18 protein-coding genes are annotated in these 17,340 nt (G+C 71.4%); 4 read left to right on the forward strand and 14 right to left on the reverse strand.

Features of this window, described 5'->3' with window-relative positions; all coding sequences use genetic code 11:
• Nucleotides 1–302 precede the first annotated feature (302 nt).
• Nucleotides 303–1,325, forward strand: a complete 1,023-nt coding sequence (locus tag ACFV20_RS03015) for a chitinase (RefSeq protein ID WP_385651688.1) — start codon at nucleotides 303–305, stop codon at nucleotides 1,323–1,325.
• Nucleotides 1,326–1,368: 43 nt separating this feature from the next.
• Here the strand turns inward: ACFV20_RS03015 and ACFV20_RS03020 are convergent, their stop codons facing one another.
• The 4 genes from ACFV20_RS03020 to ACFV20_RS03035 form a co-directional block, all read right to left on the reverse strand.
• Nucleotides 1,369–2,046, reverse strand: a complete 678-nt coding sequence (locus tag ACFV20_RS03020; protein WP_385651690.1) for a hypothetical protein — start codon at nucleotides 2,044–2,046, stop codon at nucleotides 1,369–1,371.
• A 7-nt stretch (nucleotides 2,047–2,053) separates the two neighbouring features.
• Nucleotides 2,054–3,253 carry a cyclic dehypoxanthinyl futalosine synthase gene (gene mqnC, locus ACFV20_RS03025; RefSeq protein ID WP_385651691.1) on the reverse strand — a complete coding sequence of 400 codons (1,200 nt, stop codon included), beginning with the start codon at nucleotides 3,251–3,253 and terminating at the stop codon, nucleotides 2,054–2,056.
• A 282-nt stretch (nucleotides 3,254–3,535) separates the two neighbouring features.
• Nucleotides 3,536–4,264, reverse strand: coding sequence for a prepilin peptidase (locus ACFV20_RS03030; protein ID WP_385651694.1), 729 nt, complete (start codon nucleotides 4,262–4,264; stop codon nucleotides 3,536–3,538).
• Entirely contained in the window at nucleotides 4,261–7,299 is a 3,039-nt protein-coding gene (locus ACFV20_RS03035; protein WP_385651697.1) for a BTAD domain-containing putative transcriptional regulator, read from the reverse strand. Before ACFV20_RS03035 ends, ACFV20_RS03030 begins: the two co-directional genes overlap by 4 nt.
• Before the next feature lie 325 nt (nucleotides 7,300–7,624).
• On the opposite strand from ACFV20_RS03035, the gene ACFV20_RS03040 reads away from it, so the two are divergent.
• The 3 genes from ACFV20_RS03040 (at nucleotide 7,625) to ACFV20_RS03050 (ending at nucleotide 9,921) form a co-directional block, all read left to right on the forward strand.
• Nucleotides 7,625–8,272, forward strand: a complete 648-nt coding sequence (locus ACFV20_RS03040) for a hypothetical protein (protein ID WP_385651699.1) — start codon at nucleotides 7,625–7,627, stop codon at nucleotides 8,270–8,272.
• The gene (locus tag ACFV20_RS03045; RefSeq protein WP_385651702.1) at nucleotides 8,269–9,327 is read left to right on the forward strand and encodes a hypothetical protein; all 1,059 of its coding nucleotides are present in this window, start codon (nucleotides 8,269–8,271) and stop codon (nucleotides 9,325–9,327) included. Before ACFV20_RS03040 ends, ACFV20_RS03045 begins: the two co-directional genes overlap by 4 nt.
• A gap of 240 nt (nucleotides 9,328–9,567) precedes the next feature.
• Nucleotides 9,568–9,921 carry a hypothetical protein gene (locus ACFV20_RS03050; RefSeq protein WP_385651704.1) on the forward strand — a complete coding sequence of 118 codons (354 nt, stop codon included), beginning with the start codon at nucleotides 9,568–9,570 and terminating at the stop codon, nucleotides 9,919–9,921.
• 65 nt (nucleotides 9,922–9,986) lie between these two features.
• On the opposite strand, the gene ACFV20_RS03055 is transcribed toward ACFV20_RS03050, so the two are convergent.
• From ACFV20_RS03055 to ACFV20_RS03100, 10 genes are all read right to left on the reverse strand, one after another.
• Nucleotides 9,987–10,214, reverse strand: coding sequence for a hypothetical protein (locus tag ACFV20_RS03055; RefSeq protein WP_366710518.1), 228 nt, complete (start codon nucleotides 10,212–10,214; stop codon nucleotides 9,987–9,989).
• A gap of 373 nt (nucleotides 10,215–10,587) precedes the next feature.
• On the reverse strand, nucleotides 10,588–11,010 hold the full coding sequence (locus tag ACFV20_RS03060; RefSeq protein ID WP_385651706.1) for a pilus assembly protein TadG-related protein: 423 nt from the start codon (nucleotides 11,008–11,010) through the stop codon (nucleotides 10,588–10,590).
• Between the two features lie 125 nt (nucleotides 11,011–11,135).
• The gene (locus ACFV20_RS03065) at nucleotides 11,136–11,564 is read right to left on the reverse strand and encodes a TadE/TadG family type IV pilus assembly protein (RefSeq protein WP_385651707.1); all 429 of its coding nucleotides are present in this window, start codon (nucleotides 11,562–11,564) and stop codon (nucleotides 11,136–11,138) included.
• On the reverse strand, nucleotides 11,565–12,026 hold the full coding sequence (locus ACFV20_RS03070) for a TadE family protein (RefSeq protein ID WP_385651709.1): 462 nt from the start codon (nucleotides 12,024–12,026) through the stop codon (nucleotides 11,565–11,567).
• Between the two features lie 56 nt (nucleotides 12,027–12,082).
• On the reverse strand, nucleotides 12,083–12,334 hold the full coding sequence (locus tag ACFV20_RS03075; RefSeq protein ID WP_010041603.1) for a hypothetical protein: 252 nt from the start codon (nucleotides 12,332–12,334) through the stop codon (nucleotides 12,083–12,085).
• 113 nt (nucleotides 12,335–12,447) lie between these two features.
• Nucleotides 12,448–13,371 carry a type II secretion system F family protein gene (locus ACFV20_RS03080; RefSeq protein WP_385651711.1) on the reverse strand — a complete coding sequence of 308 codons (924 nt, stop codon included), beginning with the start codon at nucleotides 13,369–13,371 and terminating at the stop codon, nucleotides 12,448–12,450.
• Nucleotides 13,371–14,321, reverse strand: coding sequence for a type II secretion system F family protein (locus ACFV20_RS03085; protein WP_385651978.1), 951 nt, complete (start codon nucleotides 14,319–14,321; stop codon nucleotides 13,371–13,373). The genes ACFV20_RS03080 and ACFV20_RS03085 overlap by 1 nt, the downstream gene beginning before the upstream one ends.
• Before the next feature lie 46 nt (nucleotides 14,322–14,367).
• Nucleotides 14,368–15,675 (reverse strand): CpaF family protein, encoded by a 1,308-nt coding sequence (locus ACFV20_RS03090; protein WP_385651712.1) that lies wholly within the window; start codon nucleotides 15,673–15,675, stop codon nucleotides 14,368–14,370.
• Nucleotides 15,672–16,562, reverse strand: coding sequence for a hypothetical protein (locus ACFV20_RS03095; RefSeq protein ID WP_385651714.1), 891 nt, complete (start codon nucleotides 16,560–16,562; stop codon nucleotides 15,672–15,674). Before ACFV20_RS03095 ends, ACFV20_RS03090 begins: the two co-directional genes overlap by 4 nt.
• 17 nt (nucleotides 16,563–16,579) lie before the next feature.
• Nucleotides 16,580–17,317, reverse strand: a complete 738-nt coding sequence (locus ACFV20_RS03100; RefSeq protein ID WP_385651717.1) for a hypothetical protein — start codon at nucleotides 17,315–17,317, stop codon at nucleotides 16,580–16,582.
• Nucleotides 17,318–17,340: the final 23 nt, after the last annotated feature.

Raw genomic sequence — 17,340 nt, forward strand, 5'->3', positions numbered from 1 at the left:
CACGCGATGGTCGTGCCCGGGCCTTCCGCGGGTCCGTTGCGCTCTTGCTGCGGTGACCACGAGGGGCGTGATTCTCGATGGCGGGCCCGGAATGCGTTCCCGGACGGTAAGGGCGCCTATATGTGCCCTAAACTCGGGTTTTCTTGTGCGAGACCCGCGGGAAACGGCGCAAGCCGTCCCTTTTCCGGGAGCTCCCGGGAAGCCCGCGGAACCCGCCGCGCAACCGGCCTCGTGAGACGTTCGCTGCCGGGAAACGTACGTCCTGTCCGACCACCAGCCTCACGAGAACGGGAGCGCACGTCATGAGGAGTTGCCGGAAACCGGTGGCGGCCGGGCTGGGCTGTCTCTTCGCCCTCGCCACCGCCGCGTGCTCCGGGCAGGGCGACGCGGCCCCACCGGCCGCCGAGGCTCCCCCGTCCGCCACGTCCCCCACGGCGACGGCCGCGGCCGGCACCTCGTACGCCCCCTACCTCAGCGCCACCGAGGCCGCCCGCACCGACACCGCCGGCTCCCCCACGACGTACAACCTGGCGTTCGTCATAGCGGACGGCGACGACTGCACGCCGCGCTGGAACGGCACGCACGCCATCGGCGACGCGAAGGTCGCCTCCCGCGTCGCGAAGCTCAAGGAGGACGGCGCCCGGGTCCGGGTCTCCTTCGGCGGCGCCTCCGGCAAGGAACTCGCGGTCAACTGCGACAGCGCCGCGGAGCTGGCGGCTGCCTACGGCAAGGCCCTCGACGCGGCGGGCACCACCCTGGCCGACTTCGACATCGAGGGCGACGCACTCTCCGACTCCCCCTCCGTCGCGCGGCGTTCGGAGGCGATAGCGCGGTTGCAGGAGGAACGGGCCGACCTGGAGGTCTCGTTCACGCTCCCGGTGATGCCCTCCGGCCTCGACGAGGACGGCCTCGCACTGCTCTCCTCCGCCAACGACAAGGGCGTACAGGTCTCCACCGTCAACCTCATGACGATGAACTACGGCTCGTCGTACGACGGTGACATGGGCGGCTACGCCCTCACGGCCGCCAAGGCCGCACACCCCCAGCTGAAGAAGACCTTCGGCACCTCCGGCCCGGCCGCCTGGCGGGGCATGGCGCTCACCTCGATGATCGGCGTCAACGACGTGGCGAACGAGACGTTCACGCTCGCGGACGCCGCCGAGGTGCGGGCGTTCGCCGAGGAGAAGGGCATCGCCTGGGTGTCGATGTGGGCGACGGCCCGGGACCGGCCGTGCGCGGACGGCTCCGACTCGGCGAAGGCGGCGACGGATTGCAGCGGGGTGACGCAGGAGGCCGGGGCGTTCGGCGAGGCCTTCGCGGGCTGACGCGGGCCCGGGCTCAGCGGGCCGGGGCTCAGCGGGCCCGGGCTCAGCGGGCCCGGTAGACCAGCCGGCCGGCCAGCACGGTCGCCACGCAGGTGGCCGCCCCGCGCTCACGCAGGGTCGCCTCGTCGGGCACGTCGAACACGGCCAGATCGGCCCGGCCGCCGATGGTCAGCGGGCCGTGGACCGTGCCGGGGAGGTCGTATCCCTCCGCGAACGGGTCGAGGTCGGGCCGCTCACCGAGGAGCGTGCCGGGAGCCCCCGTGGTCCCCACGACGGTCAGCCCGGACCGGGCGACGGCCGTGGCCACCAGGGGATCGCGGAAACGGGCGCCGGGCGAGGCGACCGCGGTCGTGCCGTAGCGCAGCATCCGCTGCACCCCGCGCCGTACGCTGCCCGACCAGCGGGTCTCGGTGAGGTCTCCGAGGGCGGCCAACCGCTCGCCCCACAGGGGCCGTTCACCCAGCTCGTCGGCTTCGCGCGGGTCGGGGTGGTAGCACTGGCGCAGCAGCCACAGCGCGTGCCACTGGCGCAGCCCCGGGGTGAGCACGCCGGGCCAGCGCCGCACCCGCGCGCCCGGCGCGTCCTCGACGGCCTCCTCGAACGGCCCGACGGCGATGATCCGGTCGCCGTCCACCACGACGGCGCCGTCCACGACGGGTGCGTCCGTGCTGGGGTCCGCGCCCGCCGGCAGGACCAGCGGGGCGGCGTGGATCGTCAGCACGGTGGGGTCAGTTGGGGGCCAGCAGCTTCAGCTCGGGGTGAGCCGTGCCGCCCTCGATGGCCGTGGAGGAGATGTGCGAGACCACGCGGTCGTCGACGGGGTCGTTCGCCGGGTCGTCGTGGACGACGAGGTGCTCGTAGGTGGTGGCGCGCTGGGCGGGCACCCGGCCCGCCTTCCGGATCAGATCGATGATCTCCATCCGGTTGGACCGGTGCTTGGCACCGGCCGACGACACCACGTTCTCCTCCAGCATGATCGAGCCGAGGTCGTCGGCGCCGTAGTGCAGGGAGAGCTGGCCGACCTCCTTGCCCGTGGTCAGCCAGGAGCCCTGGATGTGGGCGATGTTGTCCATGAACAGCCGCGCGATGGCGATCATCCGCAGGTACTCGAAGAGCGTCGCCTGCGTGCGGCCCTTCAGGTGGTTGTTCTCGGGCTGGTAGGTGTACGGGATGAAGGCGCGGAAGCCGCCCGTGCGGTCCTGGACGTCCCGGATCATGCGCAGGTGCTCGATGCGCTCGGCGTTGGTCTCCCCGGTGCCCATGAGCATGGTGGAGGTGGACTCCACGCCCAGGTTGTGGGCGATCTCCATGATCTCCAGCCAGCGCTCGCCGGACTCCTTCAGCGGGGCGATGGCCTTGCGGGGCCGCTCGGGCAGCAGCTCGGCACCGGCACCGGCGAAGGAGTCGAGCCCGGCGGCGTGGATGCGCTGGATGGCCTCCTCCACGCTCACCCCGGAGATCCGGGCCATGTGCTCGACCTCGGAGGCGCCCAGCGAGTGGATCACCAGCTGCGGGAAGGCGTCCTTGATCGCCTTGAAGTGCTTCTCGTAGTACTCGACGCCGTAGTCCGGGTGGTGGCCGCCCTGGAACATGATCTGCGTGCCGCCCAGCTCGACGGTCTCCGCGCAGCGGCGCAGGATGTCGTCGAGGTCGCGCGTCCAGCCCTTGGCGGTGTCCTTGGGGGCGGCGTAGAACGCGCAGAAGCGGCACGCCGTGACGCAGACGTTCGTGTAGTTGATGTTGCGCTCGATGATGTACGTCGCGATGTGCTCGGTCCCGGCGTACCGGCGGCGGCGTACGGCGTCGGCGGCGGCGCCCAGGGCGTGCAGCGGGGCGTCCCGGTACAGCACGAGCGCCTCGTCCGGGGTGATCCGCCCACCGGCGGCTGCACGGTCGAGGATGGGCTGAAGGTCGGCCTTCTCGGTCACCGGGCGTCCCTTTCGTAAGGGTTGTGGACGGACGAGCCCAGCGTACGCCAGGGACTTCACGGGCCGGACGCCAGGCCGTGGGGGGCGAGGTCGTACGGCGCCGTCCGCTGCCTGCCCCTGAGGGTCGGCCCCGGCCTGCGATGCGTTTGTCATGATCAGCGTCAAGACAGCGCTGACTGCGTGGAACACACGCGATTCGGCGTACCCGCACCCGGCCTGTACGTCACGTATCGCGTCCTCCGGGCCACCACGGGATGACCCCCTGAGGCGCGGGCGCCGGTGTCAGGCCGTGTAGGCGCCCAGCAGCAGGCCCAGGTACGCGCCCGTGATCAGGAACGGGCCGAAGGGGATCGCGGTCTTGCGGGTGGCCCGGCGGGTGAGGACCAGGGCCGCGCCGTACAGCGCGCCCAGCAGGAATCCGGCGAAGGTGCCGAGCATGACCGTCGGCCAGCCGTACCAGCCCAGGGCGGCGCCGGTGCCCAGGGCCAGCTTGACGTCGCCGAAGCCCATCCCGGCGGGGTTGATGAGGAACAGGACGAAGTAGCCGCCGCCGAGGGCGAGGGAGCCGAGCAGGGCGGTCGTCCAGTGGCCCGCGTGTTCGGGGACGAGGGCGGTCAGGCCCAGCAGGGCCAGGGCGGCCGCGGCGAAGGGGAGGGTGAGCGGGTCGGGCAGCCGCCGTACGCGGAAGTCGACGACCGTGAGCAGCACCCCGGCCGGGGCCAGCAACAGCCAGACACCGAGCTCGGGGCGGGTGCCCGTCGCGGCGGCCAGGGCGGCGCAGACCAGGGCGGTGGCGATCACCAACGGCGCCGTACGCGGGCCGTACCCGGGCTCGGCGCACTCCGCGCACACCGCCCGCCCGAGCCAGCCCTCGACGGCGTGCCCGCCGGGGCACTCCCCCCGCCACGCCTCCCCCGACGGCGCCGAGAACCGGTAGGCCGCGCGCGGCAGCAACGCGCCCGCCGCCGCGCCCCACAGCGCGGCGGCGAGGACCAGCAGTCCGGTGTTCATCCCGCCGCGGCGATCGCGTCACGCCACGTCGGCAGCAGCTCGTCGAGCAGTGCCTCGGTGCGCGGCGGCAGCCCACGGGCCCCGCTGCGGCCGATGAGGTCGGTGGCGAGGGCCGTCAGCCGGTCCGAGTCGCCCGTGGCGTGCGTGGCGCGCAGCAGCTCGTGCCACAGGCGCTCGTCGGCCGGGGCGGTGCGCAGGGCCGCGTTCAGCGCCTCGATGGCCTTCTCCGCACGGTCCTTCTCCATGTGGAACGCGCACAGCGCAAGCCCCGTGTCCGCGACGAGCAGCGGCAGCTGGGCGTCCACGATCTCGTGGGTGAGCCACCGGTAGCGTCCCTCGGGCCGGTCGGCGAGCAGCGGCCCGCGCACCAGCACGAGCGCGTCGGTGAGCAGCCGCCCGCGCACGGCCCGGCTGCCGACGCCCCTGCCCTGCGTGGCCTCGTGGTAGAGGGACCGCAGCACGTCCAGGTCGGAGACGACCGTCTTGGCGAGGATGAGCCGGCCGGAGCCGTCGGTGGCGAGGCGGGGCGTGCCGTCGGGGTCGGTGCCGAGCCACTCGCGCAGCCGGTCGAGCAGCGCGCCTCGCACGTCGTCGGTGACACCGCGCGGCCACAGCGCCGAGGACAGCACGCGCGGGTGCACGCCCTCGCGGTGCAGGAGCAGCAGGGCGAGCGCCTCGTGCAGCAGCGCGCTGCGCTCCCCGTCCGGGTCGTCCAGCCCGATGATCTCGTACGGCCCGACGAGCCTGGCGTACACGGCCGGACGGCCCTGCTCGCTGATGTCGACGAGGAACGGCGGGGTGGTCGCGGGTCCGTCGCTCTCGCGCTCGGGGTCGGCCTCCACGAACAGCTCCACCACGGCCCGCTGTTGGGGCTCGGGCAGCACCTGCGCGTCGAGTTCGAGCCCGAGGAGCGGCGCGAGCAGCTTGCCCTGGCCTGTGATCTCCATCTCCCAGGCGGCGCCCGGCAGATCGCCGGTCTCGGTGCCGACGAGGTAGCCGATCCCGAGACGGCTCGCGTCGGCGGCCAGCTCGGCGAGCTTCACGGCGTCCTCGGCGGACGGCTGGGCGGCGAGCAGGACGAGGTGCGGGGCCCAACGGGTGTGCTGGGCGGGCCCGGTGCGCCCGGTGAGGACGGAGTCGTGCCCGGCGGCGCCCAGCGCTCCGCGCCGCTGCCGGGTCTCGGCCTCCATGGTCTCGAGGAGGGCCTCGACGTCCTCCAGGTGCCGGATGCGGTTCGGGGCGAGGGGCGCGAGGTCCTGCCCGAAGCCGACGAGCGTGATGGTCATGCGGTCCGACCAGCCGTTGGTCGCCAACTCGGCGGCCACGGAAGCGAAGACGGCGGCCCGGTCGGCCTCCCGGCCGCTCAGCGACACGATGCCGGGCACGGCCTCCAGGTTGAGCAGCAGGCGCGAGTCGTCCATGGTGCCGAGGCTGACGAGGCCGGGGTAGGGCGCGGCCGTGTCGACGTCCTCGTAGCGCTCGGCGTCGGTGCGGGCCAGCATCCAGAAGGTCTGGTCCTGCCCCTGCTGCCAGGGCGCGGGCGGCTTCCCGGCGGGCTGGGCGAGCTGGAGGTGCAGGTCGCCGTTGCTGAGCCAGGCCGCGTAGACGACCGGCAGGGCGCGCGACTCCTCGGCGAGGGAGGCGGCGAGGCCCCGCAGGGACCGGTCGAACAGTCGCACGCCCTCGGGGTCGGCGCCGACGAGCAGCGCGTCCTGGACGTCCTGGGCGTCACCGGTCGGCGTGGGCGGCTCCATGCCGCGCCGCCCGCCGGCCGACCCGAACGCCGACTGCCACAGCGCCTGCCGGCGGCGCCGCCCGAGGGCGCCGAGGAGTCCGGCGGCGAGGAGGGGGGCGGTGAGGAGGGCTTCGGGCAGGCCGAAGGAGCTGTCGGACTCGGCGCCGGCGGCGGTGGCCTGCTGGTGACCGCCGTCGTGGGCGGGCCGCTGCTGGTCGGGGACGGACACGTGGGTGGCGCCGCCGCCCTGCGCGTGGCCGCTGCCGCCCTGGGCTCCGCCTGCGCCCTGCGCGTGGCCGCTGCCGCCCTGGGCTCCGCCTGCGCCCTGGGCGTGGTCCCCGGTCTGCGCGTAGTCGCCGATCTGCTGCTGCACGTCGGGCGACACGTCGGGCGCCTCGTCCGGCATCTCGACGAGGTCGCCGCCGCGGGCGTCGCCGGGCATCTCCATGATCCAGCCGGGCCGGATGAGACTGGCCTCGGAGAGCCTGGACCCGTCGGGCTGCACACGGTCCTTGTTGAGCTCGAAGATCTCCTTGTAGCGGCGCCCGTCACCGAGGTGCCGTTGGGCTATCTCCCACAGGGAGTCGTGGTGACGTCCCTCGGGCGGCTGGATCCGGTAGTACTTCGTGTCACCCTGCCGGGCGGTGCTGCCACCGGCGTCGGCGTGGGCGGCGGCGTGCGAGGCCTGCTCGGCGAGGGCGGCCGCGGCGCCGGAGGCCTGCTCCTGCTGCTGGGCGAAGAGCCCCGGGGTGGCCTGGGCCGCCGCGACGGTCGGCTTCTGGTGGGCGTCGTAACCGTGGCCGAGCTGCGACAGACCGGGCGTGAAGCTGGCGGCGGTGGCGCCGACGAGGAGCAGCGCGGCGACGAGCTGCCGTGCGAGCAGCTGGCTCGGCCCGGCGCCGGGCACCCGCCCCGGCACGCCGACGCCCGACAGCGCGGCCTTCATCTCCACCAGCACGCACGCGGTGAACTGGGCCCACGCCAGCCACACGATGACGGTGAGGATGTTCAGGAACGTGTGGACGGTGATCTCTTGCTGGAGCCAGTCGAGCCCCGGCATCCCGTCCGGCAGCGGCCACCCGATCTGCGTGGCGAGCGCGCCCGGCACGCCGACGAGCAGCACGGCCAGGGCGACGAAGGCGAGAAACGCCTTGAGGAAGTCCCCGAAGGACCGCCGCCGGATCGTCACCGGCTGCGGGGTCCGGTTCCTGGGCGCGGCCGTGGTTCCCGCCGCTCCCGTCGTACTTCCCGACGTACTTCCCGTCGAGCTTGACGAGCTTGAGGTGCGGCGTCGCGGCATGGCGGGTGTCCTGGGGTCGTGTGTGGTGTGAGGTGGGGCCGGGCTGGCTGTGGGGTGAGAGTGTGCTGAGCCTACAGAGATCTTATGGACTCTTTTCGGGGTCGTCGAAGGGCGGATCGAAGGATCCCCGCAACCGTCCGATTTGCCCCCGGCGTCACGGCTGTTCACCCTTGAGCCGCGCGCCCCGGACCCCTTTCTTCGCAATCGCCACGCAGACCCCTCACGATCCCCACCCGATCCACCACTGGCTCTCAAAGCGTCCTGCCCTGCCCCTGATAGCTTCGTTCCCTGTCGCGTACACCGAAACTCACGGGGGAGATCAACTGTGGCCCGCCGCGCACTGACCACGACTGCCGCAGCGTTCGCCACGACGGCAGCGCTGCTCCTGACCGCCTGCGGCGGGGGCGACGACACGTCGCCGGACGACATCAAGGGCGCGGGCGACAGCTCCCCCGGCCCGACGGCGTCCAAGTCGTCCCCCACGCCCGACGTCAAGCGCCCCGTCATCAAGCTCCCCGGCAGCTTCCAGCTGACCTTCGAGAACTGGACGAGCAGTGATCCGGTGGAGCAGGCGGTGCTGGACGACGCGAAGGAAGAGGTCCGGGCCGGCTACGCGGCGATCATCGCGAACGACCCGGACAGTGAAGCCGTCAGCTTCTACGACACCAAGGGCGTCCGCGGCATGACCAAGCGGTGGATCAAGTCCTACACGGACAAGGACCTCACCGTCATCGGCAAGCTGCCCGCCTTCAACCCCAAGGTCGTCATGGCCGAGAACGGCAGGGGAGCAGCACTCAGTTACTGCACGGACGAAAGCAACGCGAAGACGAGGAACCGCAAGACCCACAGGGTCGAGGGGAATCCGGCGGGCACGAACCCCTACGTCAGCTACTCGGTCTCCCTGACGAAGAACGAGCAGGGTGTGTGGCAGAACTCGTCGGTGCGCGGTGAGCGGGGGAAGTGCTCAAGGTGAGGGCGACGTACCGAGCGATACCCCTGGTCGCCACATCACTGGTCGTCGCACTGCTGAGCTCCTCGCCGGCCGGCGCCTTCGGAGGCATGGGAAGCGGTGTCCGGGGCGGCTCCGACGAGAACGGTGAACTGTCCGCTTCGGCCTCGCACTCCCGCATCAAGGTCACCCGGACGAGCGGCCCCACCGGTGGCAAGCAGGGCACCGTCGCGTCGACGGACGTCAACTGGAAGCCGCCGCCGTGCTGGTACGAGCCTGTCTTCACCCCTGAGCAGCTGAAGAACTTCTCGGAGAACGACGGGAGCGGGGACGCCGGGCTGCGCGACGGCTGGTACGGATCGGAGCTCTGGACCGACCACTTCCGGGACGAGAAGGACGCCACCACCATCTTCACGAAGCCGGCGACCGTGAAGGGGTACAAGAACTACAACCTCGGCAAGAAGGGCTACTTCTGGCGTGGGGTCGCGCCGAACGTGACCGAGCTCGACGACACGTCCCTGTGCAGCCGGCTGATGTTCTGGCAGGACGCGGGCGAGATCCCCGACGTGCCGAACGCCCCCACTCCGGAGGTTCTCGCCGACTACGCCTACGACAAGGTCAAGGTTCCCGAGACCGAGGTGGAGTTGAAGCCCGCGGCCAGGTCGACGGTGAACCTGCCGACGTGGGTCTGGCTGGACAAGGGGACGTTCAAGGACGTCAAGGTCCGTGCGGAACTGCCCGGTACGGGCCTGTGGGCGGAGACCACCGCCAAGCCGGTCGCCCTCCACCTGGACCCGGGCACCGAGGACGCCGAGGTCTTTCCCGCCTCCGGCGACTGCGAGATCGACGACGACGGCTCCATCGGCACGCCGTACACCAAGGGCGCGGCCGACAAGACCCCACCGTGCGGCATCCGCTACCTCCGCGCGACCGACGGCACCCCCTACCGGCTCTCCGCGAGCGTCACCTGGAAGATCACCTGGGAGGGCTCCGACGGCACGGGCGGCGACCTGCCCGACGGCACGTTCGAGACGACGCAGGACATGAACGTCCAGGAAATCCAGTCGATCAACCGCTGAGCGACGTGACCGCAGCGACGGTGAAGGAAGGGACGGCTGACGAGTTCACCGTCCGGTGCGCGGTCTCATGCCGACCGATCTCTCCGGTTACGTGCGGGATGAGGTCGATGGTTTCCTGGCATCGCTTCCCGAGAGAATGTGAGTCACGCGAGACCTTCGGTCGGGTTGCGGGTCGGCGGTCGAGGGGATCGCTACACCCGTCTGCCATATCACTGACCGTCTGACCTGCTGGGGGAATCCATGGCCAAGGGCAAGAGTGACCTCGCGCTGCCGCTGACCGAGTTGGAGAGCTATGGGCGTCGGCTGCGGTCCATCAAGACCCGGCTGAATCACACCAAGAAGCTCTTCGAGAGCTACCAGGACGACATCGGCGACGGCAGTGTCAATGACGCGCTCGGTGATTTCGAGTCCAACTGGGAAGACGGGCGCGAGGACATCACGCAGCAATTGGACGCGCTGGCGAGTATGTCCGACGCCGTGGTGCGCGAGTTCAAGAAGCTGGATGACGAACTCGCCAAGAAGGCGAACGGTGCCATGAAGACCGTGGACAAGCGGGGCGGTAAAGGCAGCAAGGGGGACGGCGGGGGGAAGTAGGCCCCGGCCCGAGCGATGCGAAAAGGGCCCCGGGGTCGATACCCCGGGGCCCTTTCATGCGTTCGTCAGTGCGCGACGGCCGCGTTGACGTGCAGGTCCGCCGCGATGCCCTGCGGCGAGACGCTGAGGCCCACGCCGCCGCCGACGCCCGCGGTGAGGCCCGCGGCCGTCGTCTCGACGTAGAGACCGGCCGCGGCACCGGCACCCGCGGCAGCGCCCGCCTGGCCGCCGGCGATGGTGTCCAGCTCGGCGTCGGACATCTGGGCGGTCTGGATCTGCGGGGTGAAGGCCATGGGGGGCGGTTCCCTTCGGTTCAAAATTCGACATGCTCGAGCGTGAACGATCAAAGCACGCCGGAGTAGGGGCGGCCAGTCGGTGCCCGGTCCGTGGAAAGGAAAGCGGACGGAAAGCAGGCTCCACATTCATGGGTGTGACCATTCGGTCACCGGAGACCTTGCGGCCTTCACATTTTCCGCCGTCTCGCGATACAGGAATGCAGTACGCGGCGCGAAAAACGGTCCGGGCCGGGATGCTGCCCCGTCCCGTCCCGACCTCACGGTGAACGGTGTGCAGATTCGCGGGATGTTCGGGATCCGGCCCAGCCGACCGCATCGCCCGGCCGACCTCGTCGCCCGGCCGACCTCGTCGCCCGGCCGACCTCGTCGCTCAGCCGACCTCGTTCTCCGCAACCGCCTGCCCGTGCACCACCACGTCCCCGCCGTAGAACATGCCCGTGAAGACCGGCGAGTACGTGAGCTGCACCTCGACCTCGACCGCCTGGGTGTTCGCCGCGACGCAGTGGGTCGCTCCGATGTCCGCGCCCGTCATGTCCATCTCGCGGGCGAAGGCCTTCACACGGGCGTTGCAGTTCTGGAAGTTGATCGGCGCCGGGCCGCCCTCGTTCTCGTAGAGGGCGTCGCGGTCGATGTCCTGGGCCGCGTAGCGGGCGGCCTGTTCGGCGATGTCCGCGGCACGTTCCCGCTTGGAGATGGACAGACCGCCGTCGATGACGAACGCGGAGAGGGAGAGGAAGACGAGCGTGAAGATGATGACCGCGCCCGCGCCGGAACCGCGGTCGTCCAGACGCACGCCACGGGCCGTCCACCACGATGACCGCGAGGACCGCGAGGGCTCCGAGCGCTGCGAGGACCGCGAGGACCGCGAGGACCGCGAGGGCTGGAAAGGCCGCAAGGGCCGGAAAGACCGGAAGGGTTTCACACCGTCCTCCGGAACGGGTCGAGCGGGGAGCTGAAGCTCGCCGTCAGCGTCGTCGGGACGTCCAGGCCGAGCATGGCCAGACCCCGCACCTGACAGCTCACCTCGACCGTGAAGATGGTGTCCGGTTCGAAGCCCTGGCTGGTCTGCACGACGTTCACCGGGCCCGAGCAGACGTCCGCCAGGTTCGCCTCCGCGGCCTTCTTCGCCTCGGCCATGGCCGTCGCGTGGTCCTTCTGGATCGAACCCGCGCGGGCCGCGTCCCTGGCCGCGCCGTCCAGCGCTCCGCGGCCGTCCACGAGCTGCCCGAAGGCCACCAGGACCAGGATGAACAGGATCATCACCGGTGCGAGGATGACGACTTCGACGGTGGACAGGCCGCTGTCGTCCGTGGCGCGGCGGGCCTTCCCGGGAGAGGGGACGGACATTCAGTTGCCCTCTTCCTGTACGAACCGCTCCACCGGCCCGGCCGACTGCGCGTGCACGGTGAGGTCCAGCCCGGGGAACACCGTCGGGACCCGGGCCGCGATCTCCACGCCCACCGTGTTCGGCTCCGGCTGCACCATCGTCACGTCCGGGGACAGGACCAGCTGCGGACCGAGCTGGCGGATGTAGCTGTCGACGACGTCCCGTGCCTCGCCCCGCCACGCGCCGGGCTGTTCGTCGGCCGTCGCACGGGCCTTGCGGGCTCCGGCCTGGGCCGCCGCCTGGGCGACGTGGTCCGCGAAGAAATACAGCGCGAACTGCACCGTCGCGAAGATCATGAAGAACAGGACCGGGGTGAGCAGTACGAACTCGATCGCGGTCATGCCTGAGTCGCCGCGGGCGGCCGCCCGTTCCCGTGCGGCCCGCACCCAGCGGCGTGCCCGTCTGCCCACGTCTGCCGGCATCCCGTGAACCCCGTTGCTCCTGATGCTCCTGATGCTTGTGATGCTCCCGAGGGCGATCAGCAGGTCTTGCCCGCGTCCGCGCCCTTGATGCAGTCGCCGACCTTGTTGGCGCCCTCGCTCAGCGCGGCGTTGATGATGGCGGCCACGACACCCACGATCGCCACGACGACCGCGGAGATGATGACCCACTCGACCGCGGAGGCACCGCGGTCCAGCTCGCCGGAGCGGGCCCGCTCGGTGCGGGCCTGGAGGAAGGTGACGAGGAAGTCCACGGCGGGGATGCCGGTGTGGAAGTTGCGTCCGTTCATGACGTCTTGTCCTTTCGAATTCGGTTCACGGAAGTTCTGGAGTTGTGAAAGGTCGCTCACTGCCGGCTCACCGCGCGTTCTCCGGCGAGCCCACCGCGAAGCTCACGCACGGCTCACTGCACCTGGAACACCCGCATCGCCGCCGGAAAGATCAGGAACACCAGGAACCCGGCGCACAGCAGCAGCTGCGCGACGAGCATCGACTGGGACTTCTCGCCCGCGCTGCCCTCGATCTCGGCGAGTTCGCGGTGACGCATCGTCTCGGCGCGGGAGGCGAGGGACTCGCGGACCTTGGCACCGTCGTCCGCGACCAGGGCCAGGGAGGCGGAGAGGTCCTTGAGTTCCTCCACGCCGATCTCCTCGCCGAGTGCGCCCAGCGCCTGCCACTGGCTGACGCCGGTGATGCGGGCGTCGGACAGGGCGTTGCGGATGCGCTGGTTGGCCCAGCCGTCGGAGACCTCGGCCGCGGCCATGAGCGCCTCGGGCAGACCCCGTCCGCCGGCGAGGCTCATCGACACCAGGTCGAGGTAGGCGCCGATCACGCGCCGCAGGTCGCGCCGCTTCTCGGCGGCGTCCCGCCGTACCTCCAGGTCGGGCAGGAAGAAGAAGACGACCGCGCAGAGCAGGGCCAGCCAGACCGGGATGATCGGGCTGCGGCCGAAGCCCAGGGTGTAGACGATGGCGAACAGGAACGGGCCGAAGAACAGGCCGGCCACGCCCAGCAGCACCTTCGTCGCCAGGAACTTCTCCCAGCTGCGGTCCAGCACCGCCAGGTCCGCGCGCAGCGAGCGCTGCTCCCAGCCCTGCTGGAGGTAGAACTCCGAGACGCGCAGGCCGACTTCGGCGCGCAGTGCGCCCAGGCGGCCCTTCTCCCGCTCCACGCGGGCCGATTCGTAGGCCGAGCCACGGGCCCGCATCGCGTCGATCCGCGCGACCTGCGAGATCGCGCTGCGCTTGCCGGGCATGAGGGCACGGACGAGGGCGTAGATGCCCAGGCCGATGACGGCGCCGACGACGAGCGGCATCGTGAGGTCCATCAGCGCGCCCCCTCTTCCTGCGGCAGCCGCTGCTGGGACTGCGCTTGCGACGGCGTCCTCGGGCGGACGAACTGGACGGAGGCCTCGTCGCGGACGAGGAAGCGTTCGGGCGTCTCGATGGTGGACAGCTTGCGCAGCCACCAGAAGCCGAGGGCGAACAGGCCGCAGACACAGGCCAGGACGAGCTGGCCAATGGCCGTTCCGTACGGCGCCACGAAGTCTCGGTTGAAGATGGACAGGCCGAGGACGAAGGCGATGGAGACGGCGACGACGATCTGCACGGACCTGCGGGTCGAGGCGCGCTGGGCCATCACGCGCTGGCGCATGTCGACCTCCTCGCGGGCCGACTTGGCCAGGGCGCCGAGGACCTGACGCAGACCGGGGCCGCGCAGCCGGGCGTTGAGGATGAGGGCCGCGACGATGATGTCGGCGGAGGCGTCGTCAATCTCGTCGGCGAGCTGCTGGAGCGCCTCGGGCAGCGGGGTGCGGGCACGCAGCCGGTCGACGAGGGCGTCGAGGTGGGGCCGCAGGACGGGCGCCGCGGCGCGGGCCGAGGCCGGAATGGCCTGCTCCAGGCCCACGGCACCGGCGATGGTGTCGCGCAGGGACTCCGTCCAGGAGGCCAGGGCCTCCACGCGGCGCATGGCGGCCCGTTCCTCGCCGGCGCCGCCGAACAGGCGGTCCCAGAAGAAGACGAGGACACCGGCCGCGAGGCCCGCGACGGCCCACCGGGTGAGGACCAGGACGACCAGGCCGACGATGGCGGCGAGCGAGCCGCGCTGCCCGGCGAAGCGGATCAGTTCGCTCGCCCGCTCGGCGGCCTTCTGCTTCTCGTGGTCGGGCTTGGCGGGCAGCCCGCGGACGGCGACGAGGAGCAGAGCGAGGCCGCCGCCGACGGCGACGCCGCTTCCCATCGCGTACAGGACGGTGGTGGAGAACAGGCCGCCCATGGAGCCGAGCGAGCCGAGTGCCGCGAGGTTCGTGGTCATCCGCGGCTCACCCCCAGGTCCCGGACGGACGGTAGCCGTGTGCCATCAGTTCCTCCAGGCAGGCTATGGGGGCGTGCGGCACGACCCGGCCGTCGGGGGCCTCCGCGAACACCTCGCTGGACAGCACGCGTCCGTCCACGCCGTTGACCTCGCGGACGGAGGTGACCATGCGCTGGAGGCGGCCGCCGCTGCCGTAGTTGTTGCGCCGCTGGATGAAGACGACGAAGTTGACCGCGCCCGCGATCAGCATCTGGCTGGCCTCGATGGGCAGCCGTTCCGTGGCCTGCAGCGCGTAGGTGGAGATACGGTTGAAGACCTCGTGCGAGCTGTTGGCGTGGATCGTGGACAGCGAGCCGTCGTTGCCCTGCGACATGGCGTTGAGCATGGTGACGATCTCGTCGCCGAGGACCTCACCGACGATGACGCGGGAGGGGTTCATACGCAGCGAGCGTCGCACCAGTTCCGCCATCGAAATGGTGCCCTGTCCCTCGGAGTTGGGCAGGCGTTCCTCGAAGGCGACGACGTTGGGGTGCAGGTCGGGGAAGGTGTCGAGGCCGAGCTCCAGGGCCCGTTCGACGGTGATGAGGCGCTCCTGGGGCGGGATCTCGTTGGCGAGGGCGCGCAGGAGCGTGGTCTTGCCGGCGTTGGTGGCGCCGGCGATCATGATGTTCTTGCGGGCGCGGACCGCGCAGGCCATGAAGTGGGCGACCTCGGGGGTCAGGGTGCCGTTGCCGACGAGGTCGGAGATGAAGACCTTGCCCATGCGCGCACGGCGGATGGACAGCGCGGGGCGCCGGGTGACGTCCATGACGGCCGACAGACGCGAGCCGTCGGGCAGGCGCAGGTCGAGCTGCGGGTTGGCCGAGTCGAAGGGCCGGGAGGACAGACCCGAGTAGGCGCCCAGCACCTGGATGAGCTCGATGAGCTCCTCGTCGGTCTCGGCGACGGGGTCGCCCTGCACCTCACGGCCGTCGGCGTACCCGATGAACACCTGGTCGCAGCCGTTGATGTCGATGTTCTCGACGTCGGGGTTGTCCAGCAGCGGCTGGAGCCGGCCGACGCCGAACAGCGCGGCGTGCACGGCGGCCGCGTACTGCTCCTCGGTCTCGGCGTCCAGCGGCGTACGGCCCGCGTTGATCTCGGCGCGGGCGTACTCCTCCAGGATCTGGGCTATGACGGCGCGGGCGTACTGCCGTTCGTCCTCCGTGGACATCGGGGTGACGCCCGCGACCTGGTCCTGCCGGCGCTGCTCGGCGATGCGGTCGCCGGCGTCCTGACGGAACCGCTTGACCAACTGGTGGTCGACAGCGGTCATGCTCCGGCCCCCGCGTGGCCCTGCGTCCGGCCCGGGGCGTGCGGGGCGTGGTGGGCGTGCGGTGCCTGGTTGGCCTGCGCGGAGGCGGCCCAGGCGGCGCCGTACTGCTGGTAGATGTCGGCGGCGACCTTGCGGGCCGAGCGGATCAGCAGTGACTTGTCGAGGCGGCCGCGCTTGCGCCCGGCCAGCTGGTCGGCGCCGGCCGGGTCGTCGGCGATGGTGCCGACCACGCGGGCGCCGGTCTGGGCGTGCACGAGCATGTCGTTGACCTGCGAGGCGAGCTTGCCGGCCGTGCCGGTGTCGGCGATCAGGACGACACCGATCACCGGGTTGGCGAGGCTCGCGGCGCCGCGCGGCCCGCCGTGCAGCTTGGTGGCCAGGGCGGCGGCGCGGTCCCGGACGCGGGCGAGGGCCTCCGGCTCGGTGCGGGAGAGCAGCAGCACCAGCGAGGCGTGCGGGAACAGTTCGACGGCCGGGGTGTCCCCGCTGACGCGTCCGCAGTCGGCGATGACGTCGGCGGCGGCGTTCGGGGAGTCGGCGAGGGAGGCGAAGGCGTGTCCGAGGGTCGGCCACAGCCCCGCGAGCCCGGCGGCCTGCTCGGCGACACCGAGGCCGACGAGGACTTCCAGTCCTCCGCTCAGCGGCTGTACGTGGTCCCAGAGCTGGTCGGGCACGAGGCCGCGGCGCGCGGTGGCCGCGATGGACAGCATGCCGGTGTTGGGGTTGAGGGGTCCGCCGTGCGCGGCGGCACTGCGGTAGACGAGGTCACCGCCCGCCGGGTCCGTCTCGGCGAGCAGGACACGCCGCGGCCAGACCGCCGCGAGTGCGACGGCCGCGGTGGTGACGCCGGGGGAACCCTTGTCGGCGGCGAGAGCGATGAGCGCCATGGGTCGAGTGCCGCCTTCTAGTTGCCGGAGTTACCGGGGACCTGGACGAGAGCGACCTCGCCGTTGGAGGCGGCCTGCGCCAGGGCGGCGGCCTTGTCGCTGTCGACGGTCAGGGTGACGGCGAGGTTGGTGCTGCCGACAAGTTCGTCGCCGCTGTCCTTCGGGCCCGGGACGTAGCTGACACGGGCGCTGTCGACGATGACGGAGCTGTCGGCCGCCGAGGACGACGAGGAGTTGCTGTTGCTGTTGCTCGAACCGGAGGCGGAGCTGACGCGATAGGCCGCGACGGTGTCGCCCTGCTTGATGCCGGTCGGGTACTGGCCGGCCTTGAGGGACAGACCCACCGTGGCCTTGCCCGCGGCGACACCCGCGGCGTCGCCGAACATCTCGCCGACCGCGACGACCCCGGCGGGGATGGGGTTGACGGCCTTCAGCTTCTGCAGCTGCTTCAGTTGGCCGTACTCGACGTAGTGGATGCTGTCGTCCTTGGCCACCATGACAGAGGTCGTGTTGGACGTGCTGACCGAACCGCCCGCGGGGATCTCCTGCGTGACCTTGATGACCTCGATGCGGTCACCGGCCTGGAGGACGAGCATCGTCGCACCCAGCGCGCCCACCAGGATGAGCAGCACCGCCAGCGCGGCCAGTGCCGGTTTGCGCTCGCGAGGCGGGGTGGGAAGCCGGTCGCCGACCGACGGCTGAGCCGGAGCGGCGGAACGACCTGCGCCCGCCCCCGTACGCTCTTGGATCTTCACGCAACCGCTCCCCGTACACCCAA

The sequence above is a fragment of the Streptomyces sp. NPDC059696 genome, from assembly GCF_042733745.1.
GTDB lineage: Bacteria > Actinomycetota > Actinomycetes > Streptomycetales > Streptomycetaceae > Streptomyces.